This is a genomic window from Amycolatopsis endophytica (assembly GCF_013410405.1).
Taxonomy (GTDB): Bacteria; Actinomycetota; Actinomycetes; order Mycobacteriales; family Pseudonocardiaceae; genus Amycolatopsis_E; species Amycolatopsis_E endophytica.
This window is the reverse complement of record NZ_JACCFK010000001.1, coordinates 4,643,304-4,655,050: the sequence shown is the minus strand read 5'-3', so window position 1 is coordinate 4,655,050 and position 11,747 is coordinate 4,643,304. Positions and strand designations below refer to the sequence as shown.

13 protein-coding genes are annotated in these 11,747 nt (G+C 70.3%); 9 read left to right on the top strand and 4 right to left on the bottom strand.

The features are described 5' to 3' along the window. The first annotated feature begins 136 nt into the window (after positions 1-136). From HNR02_RS22935 to HNR02_RS22925, 3 genes are all read left to right on the top strand, one after another. On the top strand, positions 137-523 hold the full coding sequence (locus HNR02_RS22935) for an SDR family NAD(P)-dependent oxidoreductase (protein ID WP_312861097.1): 387 nt from the start codon (positions 137-139) through the stop codon (positions 521-523). Next, positions 499-1,077: an aldo/keto reductase gene (locus HNR02_RS22930; protein WP_246338619.1), complete on the top strand. Its 579-nt coding sequence runs from the start codon at positions 499-501 to the stop codon at positions 1,075-1,077. Before HNR02_RS22935 ends, HNR02_RS22930 begins: the two co-directional genes overlap by 25 nt. 231 nt (positions 1,078-1,308) lie before the next feature. Continuing rightward, on the top strand, positions 1,309-1,701 hold the full coding sequence (locus tag HNR02_RS22925) for a hypothetical protein (protein ID WP_179775186.1): 393 nt from the start codon (positions 1,309-1,311) through the stop codon (positions 1,699-1,701). A 3-nt stretch (positions 1,702-1,704) separates the two neighbouring features. Here the strand turns inward: HNR02_RS22925 and HNR02_RS22920 are convergent, their stop codons facing one another. Continuing rightward, positions 1,705-2,196, bottom strand: coding sequence for a hypothetical protein (locus HNR02_RS22920; RefSeq protein WP_179775185.1), 492 nt, complete (start codon positions 2,194-2,196; stop codon positions 1,705-1,707). Positions 2,197-2,366: 170 nt separating this feature from the next. On the opposite strand from HNR02_RS22920, the gene HNR02_RS22915 reads away from it, so the two are divergent. Then, positions 2,367-2,744, top strand: a complete 378-nt coding sequence (locus tag HNR02_RS22915) for a VOC family protein (protein WP_179775184.1) — start codon at positions 2,367-2,369, stop codon at positions 2,742-2,744. Here HNR02_RS22915 and HNR02_RS22910 read toward each other — a convergent pair. From HNR02_RS22910 to HNR02_RS22900, 3 genes are all read right to left on the bottom strand, one after another. After that, the gene (locus tag HNR02_RS22910) at positions 2,741-2,920 is read right to left on the bottom strand and encodes a hypothetical protein (RefSeq protein WP_179775183.1); all 180 of its coding nucleotides are present in this window, start codon (positions 2,918-2,920) and stop codon (positions 2,741-2,743) included. The genes HNR02_RS22915 and HNR02_RS22910 overlap by 4 nt on opposite strands. 45 nt (positions 2,921-2,965) lie before the next feature. Beyond that, on the bottom strand, positions 2,966-3,667 hold the full coding sequence (locus HNR02_RS22905; protein ID WP_312861096.1) for a transglycosylase SLT domain-containing protein: 702 nt from the start codon (positions 3,665-3,667) through the stop codon (positions 2,966-2,968). Between the two features lie 357 nt (positions 3,668-4,024). Then, positions 4,025-5,080: a substrate-binding domain-containing protein gene (locus tag HNR02_RS22900; protein WP_179775182.1), complete on the bottom strand. Its 1,056-nt coding sequence runs from the start codon at positions 5,078-5,080 to the stop codon at positions 4,025-4,027. A gap of 125 nt (positions 5,081-5,205) precedes the next feature. Here HNR02_RS22900 and HNR02_RS22895 point away from each other — a divergent pair, with 125 nt between their 5' ends. The 5 genes from HNR02_RS22895 to HNR02_RS22875 all read left to right on the top strand — a co-directional run bounded on the left by HNR02_RS22895 (position 5,206) and on the right by HNR02_RS22875 (position 11,746). After that, positions 5,206-6,525: an MFS transporter gene (locus HNR02_RS22895; RefSeq protein WP_218903043.1), complete on the top strand. Its 1,320-nt coding sequence runs from the start codon at positions 5,206-5,208 to the stop codon at positions 6,523-6,525. Continuing rightward, positions 6,512-7,705 (top strand): enolase C-terminal domain-like protein, encoded by a 1,194-nt coding sequence (locus HNR02_RS22890; RefSeq protein ID WP_179775181.1) that lies wholly within the window; start codon positions 6,512-6,514, stop codon positions 7,703-7,705. Before HNR02_RS22895 ends, HNR02_RS22890 begins: the two co-directional genes overlap by 14 nt. A 37-nt stretch (positions 7,706-7,742) precedes the next feature. Then, on the top strand, positions 7,743-10,823 hold the full coding sequence (locus HNR02_RS22885) for a DEAD/DEAH box helicase (protein ID WP_179775180.1): 3,081 nt from the start codon (positions 7,743-7,745) through the stop codon (positions 10,821-10,823). A gap of 78 nt (positions 10,824-10,901) precedes the next feature. Further along, complete coding sequence (locus HNR02_RS22880) at positions 10,902-11,261, top strand: ArsR/SmtB family transcription factor (RefSeq protein WP_179775179.1); 360 nt, start codon at positions 10,902-10,904, stop codon at positions 11,259-11,261. Continuing rightward, positions 11,258-11,746, top strand: coding sequence for an SRPBCC family protein (locus tag HNR02_RS22875; RefSeq protein WP_179775178.1), 489 nt, complete (start codon positions 11,258-11,260; stop codon positions 11,744-11,746). Before HNR02_RS22880 ends, HNR02_RS22875 begins: the two co-directional genes overlap by 4 nt. The last annotated feature ends 1 nt before the right edge of the window (position 11,747 follow it).

The following is an 11,747-nucleotide window of genomic DNA, read 5'->3' as shown; positions in this document are numbered from 1 at the left end:
CCAATCATCAGAGTCCCTGATATGCGTCGAAGGATCGCACCGGCACGGACAACCGTCAAGGCGCCTTGACTGAGTACTCACTCAGGCCCACGCTCGGCGAAGCCCCGCGACGGCACGGGAGACGAGGAGACACACGGTGGCGGGACGGGTCGCGGGCAAGGTCGCCCTGGTGACCGGTGCGGCGCGCGGTCAGGGCCGGGCGGACGCGGTGCGGCTGGCGCACGAGGGCGCCGACGTGATCGTGGTGGACATCGCGGACACGCTGCCCAGCGTCGCCTACGCCTCCCCCACACCCGCGGATCTCGACGAGACCGTGAGCCTGGTGGAAAAGACCGGGCGCCGGGCCGTGCGGGTGCGGGCGGACGTGCGGGACCTGGCGAAGCTGCGCGAGGCCGTCGACGCCGGGGTGGCGGAGCTGGGCGGGCTGGACGTCGTCGTCGCCAACGCCGGGATCTGCGTGCCCGCGGCGTGGGACGACGTGACCGAGCGGATCTTCGATTGGCCAAGTGGACGCCGCTGCTGATTCCGCTGCTGGAGAGCGGCAGGATCAGGCATGTCGGCGTCTCGAACCACAACTTGACGGAGATCGCGCTGACCGACCGGATCCTCGGCGAGGCCGGGTTCCGCGTGGAGGCGGTCCAGAACCACTACAGCCTCCTGTACCGGAGCTCCGAGCGTGCGGGCATTCTCGATCACTGCCGCGCGCACGACGTGCGGTTCTTCTCCTACCTGGTCCTCGAGCAAGGGGCGCTGACCGGCAGGTACAGTCCGGCGCATCCGATGCCGGCGGGCAGCAGCCGGGCCGTGTACAACTGCATGCTGCCCCGGCTCCGGGCGCTGACGAACCGGATGGCAGCGATCGGCGAGGACCGGGGCGCGTCCGCCGCCGACGTCGCCACCGCCTGGGCCATCGCCAAGGGCACCACCCCGATCATCGGGGTCACGAAGGCGGGTCACCTCGACGGGCTGGTCCGAGCCCTTGGCATCGACCTCGCCGGCGAGGAGATCGCGGAGCTGGAGGCACTGGCGGATGCCGCGGACGTCGACACGCGCGGCAGCTGGGAGCACGACATGTAGCAGGTGCGGGAGAGACCACGCGGAACGGGATCCGGTGGACACCCACAGTCCACGGTGGACCGGCGGCTGGCCGCGGCGGCGCCCGAGCACGGCCGTACCCGGTCCTGGGGTCCCTCCCCGCGCCGGCCGGTCCCGCCTCGCCCGTCCCCGGCGCCGGTGGCATGACTCCGGCGAACCGGCGCCGGGGACCGCTAGGCTGGCGCCCGTGTCGAGCGGCGAGAGGCGGCGAGGGTGACCATCTGGACCGACGTGATCAACTACGTGCGCATCCGGTACGAGGTGCTCGAAGAGAGCGAGGACTGGCTGCGGTTCCGGCTGGACACGGACGGCGGCCGCACGCAGCAGGTGACCGTGCACCACCTGCCCGACCACGACGGCGCCGAATGGGCGGAGATCTCGTCGGCGGTGGGCTGGGCCGACAAGATCGACCTGCGCCGCCTGCTGGAACTGGCGGGCCGCGCGACGGTGGGCGGCGCCGCGATCGTGGACCGCGTGGCGCTGATCAAGCACACCGTGCCGCTGACGTCGCTGCACCTGCGGGAGGAGTTCGAGCGGCCCCTGCTGTCGATCGTGGCGCAGGCCGACGCCTTCGAAAAGGAACTCTCGGCCGGCGACGAGTTCTGACCGCTACCCCGCCGCGGGCGCCGGCGCTCGCTTCGTCGCGTCGCGCCGGGTGATCGCCTCGGCGACCTCGTCGATGGCCCCGCGGAGGAGGTCACCGTAGGGGCCTTCGGGGAGGTCCGGCGCGTGCCGTCGTGCTGCCTCGATGTGGTCGGCCGCCGCGGGGAACGAGTGCAGCCTGCGGTGGTTGTCGGCCAGGTTGAGGTGCAGTGACGGGTAGAAGCCGGCGATGTGCAGGTCCGCCTGGTGCTCCTGCACGCGCTGCTCGCTGACCGCGTCGGCGGCGTCCAGTGCCCGGACGTCCCAGGTCAGGGCCTCGGCGGGGTGGTCGCACAAATCAGCCAGGTAGTGCGCGAGCGTGCAACGGTGCAGCGGGTCCCCCAGGACACCGATCGTGGACCACAGGCCGAGGAGCCTGCGGCGGGCGCCGGCGGCGTCGCCCGCCCTGCCGTCGGTGACGGCGTGGCCGATGGCGTCCATGATCGGGTCGGTGCGCATGAGCTTCTCCTTCGTGGTCGAGCCCTCATCGTGGGGCTTCGACCGGCTCGAAGGTCAAGCCGTTGACGCGTCGGCGCAGCGCGAAACCGCGGGACGCTCGATGGTCATCCCGTCGGCCCGGACCGCGCTACATTCGGTGTCACACCGGAACCGCGCGGGAGGGAACGGACATGGCCGTGCAGCTGAACCACACGATCGTCGAGGCACGGGACAGGGAGGAGACGGCGAAGTTCCTGACCGACGTCCTCGGCCTGCCGGACGCGGTGCCCTACGGCCCGTTCCTCGTCGTGCAGACCTCCAACGAGGTGTCGCTGGACGTGATCGGCACCGACGAGCCGGTGCACCCGCAGCACTACGCCTTCCTCGTCGACGACGAGGAGTTCGACCGCATCTTCGAGCGGATCACGGCGCGGTCGCTGGACTACTGGGCCGATCCGTACGGGCGGGAGCCGGGCCGCATCAACCACAACGACGGCGGCCGGGGCGTCTACTGGAACGACCCGAACGGCCACCGGCTGGAGATCATCACCAAACCTTACGGCGGCTAGAGCAGCTCGGTGCGGCACGACAGGTGCCCGCCCACTTCGGCGAGCAGGTCGCACATCGCCTCGTGGCCGTGCCGCCGGTGGTCGCGCGCCTCGATCCGTCCCTCGCCGACGTCCTTTTCGACGCGCAGCGGAGTCGCCGTCGAGGCGAAGGCGGTGCGGAGCACGAAATCCCGCACCGGACACCGCGGGCCCGTCCGGTGTGGACGGACCCGCGGTGTGCGTCAGTAGCCGCGGTAGCCGTTGCCCTTCAGAATGGACTTCAGGCCCGGGTGCTTGTCGAAACCGCCGTAGCGGCTGATCGTGTAGCGGGTCCCGGCGATGATGTTGTCCACCGGGTTCATGATGTCGTCGTGTCCCGGCAGCTTGTGCGCCCGGAAGGTCGAGTCGATGCACTGCATCAGGCCCTTCGACGGGTGGCCGGCGCGCCAGTTGCTGTCCCACCGGTTCACGGCCGTCGGATCGCCGTTGGACTCCTTGTCGACCACGGTGCGGATCGCCCGGACGTCCTTTCCGGACACCGGCACGCCGTTGTCGCGCATGACGTGGATGGCCTCGTTGATCCAGCCGGCGAGCCGGTCACCGGTGGTGTCGAAGACCTCCGGCGCCGCAGCGGCGGGTTCGGCCGCCGCGGGCTCCGCCGCCGCGGGTTCGGCCGAACCCGGGTCGGGGGCGGCGGGGATGGTCAGGAGCGGCGCCGGTGGTGTCACCACCCACGTCGACGGCGGGCCGAGGACCGGCAACGGCGCCGCGACGGCAGCGGCAGCGGCGGCCGGGGCCGCCTCGGTGGCCGGCGCCGGCTGGGCGGCGTCGTCGTTGGTGCTGGCCATGGCGAGCGGGCTCGCGGAGCCTGCCACGGACATCATCAGCAGACCGGCGGAAACGGACGTGCGCGCACCGAACCGGTTCAGATTTCGGGGTTTCACCGCGTGCCGTGTGCGGCTCCTGTTCGGGGGAAACAGGGCCACCTTCCGGGGAACACGCGATGTTGAATTATGGCTTCCCATTGAGGGGGAGTCTCCTTGTTCGACGTTCATCCGCACCGGTCGTCGGGGGCCGACCGATGGGGGCGCACACGATGACGAGAACGGGGGATTCCTCGTCTCCGCAAGGCCTAAGCCAGATTACGAACGGGCAACGGGGATATCACCAAACGGTGACCAGAGCCACAGTTTAACGGGGTCCGCGCCGATCTTCGAACCCGAGACTTTCAGCAGGCCCAGCAGCATTTCTGTCGCTTCGTGACAGTATTGCTACTCCCCTGCCCGCGGGCCGTTTTGAGATCAGAAAGGCAGCGCCGGATCGCTTTCTTTCGGCACCAATTCCATCGGCCACACTTCCTGGGTCGGTGCCGGCGGAGCCGCGGACAACCGTTCCAGGACGATCTCGCCCAGCCGCCGTCCGTAATCCTCCAGTGACACGTGGAAACAGGTCAGTGCCGGCACGAGGTGTGCGCACACCGGATTTTCGCGGAACCCGATCACCGCGAGATCCCGGCCGGGCTCCACGCCGTGGCCGCGCAGTGACCGGTACAGCCCGGGCGCCAGCGTCTCCTGCGCGAGCACGACCGCCGTCGGCCGGTCCGGCATCGCCAGCAGCCGGTCGCCGAGGAGGTCGCCGTTGTCGCGGCTGTCGGGCAGCCGCACCACGAGGGCGTCATCGTCGTCCACGTCGAGCGTGGTCACCGCGTCCCGGTAGCCGCGCAGGAACTCGGCGTCACTGTTGACGTCCCGGTCCGCCGTGGCGACGGCGATGCGCCGGTGCCCGCGTTCGGCCAGCCGCCGCACCGACCGCTCCGCGACCCCGGCGAAGTCGAGGTCCAGCCACGAGTACCCGTCCGCACGGGTGCGGCCGAGGCTGACGAACGGCACCCGCTGCGCGAGCAGGTAGTCCACCCGCGGGTCGGCGCGCTGGGTGTCGGCGAGCACGTAGGCGTCGGCGACGTGCCGGTCGACCACGTCCCGCAGGAACTGCTCCTGCCGCACGGCCGAGCCGAAGGGCAGGATCACCAGGTTCAGCCCGTGGCCGAGCAGCGTTTCCTGCAGACCGTTGGAGACGTTGAGGAAGAACGTCTCGCCGGACTGCGTGCGAGCGGTCTGGATCGGCATCACGAGCGCGACCGTGCCGGTGCGACCGCGCCGGAGGCTGCGCCCGGACTGGTTGGCGGAGTACCCGAGCGAGGCGGCGGTCTCCAGCACCAGCCTGCGGGTGGCCTCGCTGACCTCGCCGCGCGCGTTCATGGCGCGGGACACCGTGGCGATCGACATGCCCAGCTCGCGGGCCACGTCCTTGATGCCGACCGCCCGCCCTGACTTCCCCCCGGTCCGCACGTCCGCCACAGGGTGATGATAGCGGGCGTTGACGATCCGTAAACGTTTCCGGTACCGTTCCGGCCCAGCGTGTCCGGAAACGTTTACGGACACTGTCCGGTCCAACGGAGGGCACCTTGACCCAGACTGCTGCGATGCCGAGCGCCGTGATGCGGAAGCTGAGCTTCCGCCTGCTGCCCGTGCTGGTCGCGGGGTACCTGATCGCGATACTGGACCGCGCCAATTTGGGCGTGGCCGCGCTGACCATGAACGCCGACCTGGGCCTGAGCGCCGCGGCGTTCGGGGTCGCGGCGAGCGTCTTCTTCGTGCCGTACGTGCTGCTGGAGGTGCCCTCGAATCTGGCGCTGCAGCGCTTCGGCGCGCCGCTGTGGATCACCCGGATCATGATCACCTGGGGCGTCATCTCCGGCCTGCACGCGCTGGTCTGGAACGCCGAGTCCCTCTACGTCGCCCGCGCGCTGCTCGGCGCGGCCGAGGCCGGGTTCTTCCCCGGCGTGATCTTCTTCCTCACCCAGTGGTTCCCGGCGGGCCACCGCGGCAAGATCCTGGCCGGGTTCACCGCGGGCATCCCGATCGCGCTGGTGATCGGCACACCGCTGTCCGGGCTGCTGCTCAACCTCGACGGGTGGCTGGGCCTGCACGGCTGGCAGTGGATGTACGTCATCGAGGCGGTGCCCGCGATCCTGCTCGGGCTCGCCGTCCCGTTTCTGCTGCCGCGGCGCATCGAGGACGCGAAGTTCCTGACCACGCAGGAGAAGTCGTGGCTCACCGGAACCCTGGAGCGGGAACGACTCGCGCGGGAGGCCGTCGCGCCGGGCAAGCACAGCCTGTGGAAGTCGTTGCTGAGCCCCAAGGTCCTGGTGTTCGCGCTCTGCTACTACTGCCTGACCAACCTCAACGGCGCGGTCAGCACGTTCCTGCCGCAGATCCTCAAGCCGTTCGGGATGAGCGACACGGCGACCACGTTCGTCGCGGCGGTCCCCTACGCGTTCGGCCTGGCCGGGATGCTCCTCATCGGACGGCTGGCCGACCGCCCTGGGCGGCGGAGCGCGGCGTTGTACCTGGCGCTGGTGATCTCGGTGGCCGGGTTGAGCGCGGCGGCGCTGATCGACCAGCCGGTGGTGAAGCTGATCGCCCTGTGCCTGGCCAGTTTCGGCGTGTTCGGGGTGCTGCCCGGGTTCTGGGGGCTGCCCACGGCGCTGCTGGCCGGAACCGCCGCGGCCGGGAGCATCGCGCTCATCAACGCGCTGGGCAATCTGTCCAGTGTGGTCAATCCGGCGGTGATCGGCGTGATCAGGGACCGCACCGGTGACTTCAACGGCGGTCTGCTGTGGCTGGCGTTGATGGGGGTGCTCGCGATCGTCGTGCTGACCGTCATCGTGCGGCTGTGGGGTTCGGCGGAACGCCGGGTCACCGCGGCCGCCGTGGAGGGGAACCTGGATGCGCATCGCTGAGGTCCGGCTGCGCCGTCTGGAGGGTGTGCTGCCCACCGACGGCGACCTGTGGGAGGAGCGGCTGGTGCGGCCGCTCGACGTCTACCCCGAGTACCGGGACGTCGACGACCACGAGGGCGGTGTGCAGACCCCGGACGGGTTCCGTCTCGTGTCGCACTTCGTGGAGATCGAGACCGATGACGGTCTCGTGGGCCGGGGCGGGCCGGTGCCCGAGCAGGTGGCGTACGTGGTCGCGAAGGACCTGCGGCGCCTGCTCGTCGGCGCGGACCCGGTCGCAGGCGAGAAGCTGTGGGACCAGATGCACCGCAGCCAGGTGCACGGCCGGGCCGGGAACACGATGCTGGCGATCAGCGCCGTCGACTGCGCGCTGTGGGACCTGCGCGGGAAATGGCTGGGGCAGCCGGTGTTCCGCCTGCTGGGCGGTCCGACGCGCGGGTCCGTGCCGGCGTACGCCTCGATGCTGGGGTTTTCGGTGACCGACCCGGCGCTGGTGCACGCGCGGGCGAAGGAGTTCAAGGAACTCGGCTACCGGGCGCAGAAGTGGTTCTTCCGCTTCGGGCCCGCGAGCGGTCACGAAGGCTTGCGGCGCAACGTCGAACTGGTGCGCACGGTGCGCGAGGCGGTCGGCGACGACTACGACATCATGTTCGACTGCTGGCAGTCGATGGACGTCACGTACGTGACCGAGCTGGCGTCGCGGATCGGCGAGTACCGGCCGCGCTGGCTGGAAGAATGCGCGATGCCCGACCGGATCGACAGCTACGCGCTGCTGCGGTCGCGGTTGACCATCCCGCTGGCGGGCGCCGAGCACGAGTACACGCGATGGGGTTTGCGCCGGTTCGTCGACGCGGGCGCCCTGGATGTGCTCCAGCCCGACATCTACTGGTGCGGCGGCCTGTCGGAAACCCTCAAGATCGCCGCCCACGCGACCGCGCACGACCTGATCACGATCCCCCACGGGCACTCCGCCGCGGCGACGCTGCACTTCTCGCTGACCCAGTCGCCGGTGCACACGCCGTACCAGGAGGATCTGGTGAAGTGGAACCGGGTGCACCAGCTGTTCCTGCGGACACCGGTGAACCCGGTGCGGGGTGAGCTGGGCGTGCCGGAGTCGCCGGGGCTCGGCATGGAACTGGACACCTCGAAGGCATTGAGCGACACGGTCATCTTCGCCGAGTGACCCCCTCGCGCCGCCGGCCCGTGGCAGAGTGATCACCATGGAGCCGCTGGCCGACGGGGTGTACGAAGCCGTCCGGACGCATCGTCTGGACCGGGCGCTCGACGCGGTGCGCGAGCGGCTGCACCCGGAGTTCGGCATCGTCGACGAGGCGGACGCTCCGGAGGTGATCGCCCGTCACGTGGCCGAGGCCGTGCGCCGGGTGATCGCCGGCGAGTCCGACGGCGCCCGGCGGGTGGAGCTGGTCAACCGGGTGCTGGGTCAGCTGGCCGCCGAGGACGACCGGCTCACCGGCACGGTCCAGCAGCTCATCGCGTTGAGCGAGGTCAGCGGCACCGGCGCCCGCAAGCACATCCGGCCCGTCACCCCGCTCTCCCAGGCGGCGCTGCTCACCAACGCCAAGGAGGAGCCCAGCCTGTCCGCCGAGCTGCGTGCCGAACTCGCCAGCGCGGACCGGGTCGACCTGCTGTGCGCGTTCATCCGCTGGCCCGGGCTCCGCCTGCTCGAGGAGGTCCTGCTCGACCTGCGGGACCGTGGCGTCCCGTTCCGCGTGCTGACCACGACGTACGTCGGGGCGACCGAGCGTCCCGCGATCGACCGGCTGGTACGGCAGTTCGGCGCCGACGTCCGGGTCAGCTACGAAACCCAGTCGACCCGGCTGCACGCCAAGGCGTGGCTGTTCCGCCGGAACTCCGGCTACGACACGGCCTTCGTGGGCAGTTCGAACCTGTCCCGTTCGGCGCTGGTCGAAGGCCTGGAGTGGAACGTCCGGCTCTCCGGCGTCGCCACTCCCGACCTGCTGCGCAAGTTCGAGGCCACCTTCGACACGTACTGGGAGTCCAGCGCCTTCGTCCCCTACGACCCGGACACCGACGCCGACCGCTTCGACGACGCACTCCGCCAGGCCGGGCGCCGTGGCGCCGCACCGGCCGCGATCAGCCTCGCCGGGCTGGAGGTCCGGCCGCTGCCGCACCAGCAGGAAATCCTCGAGGCGCTCGATTCGGAGCGCCAGGTCCACGACCGCCACCGCAACCTCGTGGTGGCCGCGACCGGCACCGGCAAGACAGTGATCGCTGCCCTGGACTACCGGCAGCTGCGCGGGAACGGCGATCCGACCCTGCTGTTCGTCGCGCACCGCAAGGAGATCCTGCAGCAGGCGCTGCGCGTCTACCGCGAGACGCTGATCGATGAGACGTTCGGCGAGACCTACGTCGGTGGTGCGCGGCCGGAGCGGTGGCGTCACGTGTTCGCCAGCATCCAGGGCCTGCACGCGCACGGGATCGACAAGCTGCCGCCGGAGCACTTCGACGTCGTCGTGGTCGACGAGTTCCACCACGCCGAGGCGGCGACCTACCAGCGGTTGCTCAACCACCTGCGGCCCAGGGAACTGCTCGGCCTGACCGCGACACCCGAGCGCAGCACCGGTGGTGACGTGCGGGAGATGTTCGGCGGGCGGACGGCGTTCGAACTGCCCCTGTGGGAAGCCCTCTCGGCCGACCTGCTGATCCCCTTCCACTACTTCGGCGTCGCGGACGGGATCGATCTGGCCGGTGTGGAGTGGAAGCGTGGCCGGTACGACGTCACGGGCCTGGAACGCCTCTACACCGGCAATGACGCGCGAGCGGCCCGGGTCCTGAAAGAACTGCGGGACAAAGTGACCGATGTGGGCGCCATGCGTGCACTCGGGTTCTGCGTGAGCATCGCGCACGCCGAGTACATGGCGCGAGTGTTCCGGGAGGCCGGGATCAACGCGCTGGCGGTGTCCGGCAACAGCTCAGCGGGAGAGCGCGAGCGCGCCATCGCGGCGCTGCGGGCCCGTGACGTCACCGCGTTGTTCGCGGTCGACCTGTTCAACGAGGGCCTGGACATCCCCGAGGTCGACACCGTGCTGTTCCTGCGTCCCACCGACAGTGCGACGGTGTTCCTGCAGCAGCTCGGCCGTGGTCTGCGCCGCGCCCCGGGCAAGGCCGTGCTGACCGTGCTGGACTTCATCGGCAGGCACCGCAAGGAGTTCCGGTTCGACACGCGGTACCGAGCACTGACCGGGGCGAGCCGCCGCGGGTTGCAGCGGCAGATCGAGCAGGGTTTTCCGTTCCTGCCCGCCGGTTCCCAGGTGGTGCTGGACCGGGTGGCGCAGCGGATCGTGCTCGACAACGTCCGCACCCAGCTGCGCTTCACCCGGACTCAGCTGGCCGCCGATCTGCGCTCGCACGGGGATCTGGCGCTGGCCGCGTACCTGGACGCGGCCGATCGCGAACTGGTCGAGGTCTACCGCGGCGGCGGTTCGTGGACCGGGTTGCGGCGGGACGCGGGGCTGCCCGCTCCAGCCGCCGGCCCGGACGAAGGTCCGCTGCTGCGGCGAATGGCGGCGTTCACGCACGTCGACGATCCGGAGCGGGCCGAGGTGTACCGGCGGCTGGTGGCCGCGGACGGCCCGGACTACGAGGAACTCAGCGAGCGGCAGCAGCGGCTGGCGCGGATGCTGCTGTTCACGGTGTGGCCGAAGCGGGGCGCTTTCCCGTCCTACCGCGCGGGCCTGGAGCACCTGCGCCGGCATCCGGCCGTCTGCGCGGAGATCGCCGAGCTGGTCGCGCTCGGACTGGACCGCGCCCGGCACGTCCCGGCCTCCCTGGGCGAGGGGTTGCAGCACGTGCCGCTGTCCGCCCACAGCCACTACCGCCGCGAGGAGATCCTCGCCGCGCTGGGCTACGCGACGCTCAAGCGGGTGCCGGGCAACCACGTGTCCGGCGTCGCGTGGTGCGAGGACACCGCCACCGACGCGCTGCTGATCAACCTGCGCAAGAGCGAAAAGGACTTCTCGCCGACGACGATGTACCGCGATTACGCGATCAGCCCCGGGTTGTTCCACTGGGAGTCGCAGAACGCCATCGCACCGGACTCTCCCACCGGTCAGCGGTACCTGCACCACCGCGCCCGGGGCAGTCACGTGGTGCTCTTCGTCCGCGACACGAAGACCGACGATCTGGGGGCGGCGCCGTTCCTGTGCCTGGGTCCCGCGTCGTACGTGGAGCACCGGGGTGAACGGCCGATCGCGATCACCTGGCGGCTCCAGCGTCCGATGCCTGCCGACGCGTTCTCGGTGGCGAGCGTCGCGGGATAGCCGTCATCAACCTACTGGTTGACAACACCGCGACGAGGGGCCTACGGTCCTTCTCAATCAAGTAGTTGAGGAAGCAGGGTGGACGACGACACTGACCGGCTGAACCGCGTGTTCGCGGCGCTGGCCGATCCGACCCGGCGCGATCTGGTGGCCCGGCTGGCCGCCGCGGACGCGTCCGTGGGCGAGCTGGCCGAACCGTACGACATGAGCCTTCAGGCGGTTTCCAAGCACGTGAAAGTGCTCGAAGACGCCGGGCTCGTCACGCGCACCAAGGTGGCCCAGCGGCGGCCCGTCCACCTGGACGCGGAGGTGTTCGACCTGATGACGAAGTGGATCGAACGCTACCGCCGCACAGCCGAGGAACGGTACCGGCGCCTGGACGCCGTGCTGTCCCACCTGACCGCCGACCAGGACCAGACGCAGGAGGACGCATCATGACCGCATCGCAGCAGGAAACCCGCATCGTGGCGGACGAAAAGGTCCCGACCATCGAAATCGTGCGTGAGTTCGCCGCGCCGCCCGGGCACGTGTTCCGCGCTCACGTCGACCCCGCGCTCTACGCGCAGTGGATCGGGCCACGCTCGCTCACCACGAGGATCACCAGGTGGGACGCCCGCACCGGCGGCGAATGGGCGTTCGCCAACGACCGTGGCGGCCAGGAGATCGCCGCCTTCCACGGCAGCTTCCACGAAGTCCGGCCGGACGAGCGGATCGTGTGGACCTTCACCTACGACGGCGAGCCGGACGGGGTCGCACTGGAGACGCTGACCTTCGAAGCACTCGACGGCGAACGCACGCGGTTGACGACCCTGAGCGTGGTCAAGGACTTCGAGACCCGCGACGGGATGCTGTCCAGCGGAATGGACACCGGGGTCAACGAGGGCTACGAGAAGCTCGACGAACTGCTCGCGAACGGCATCTGAC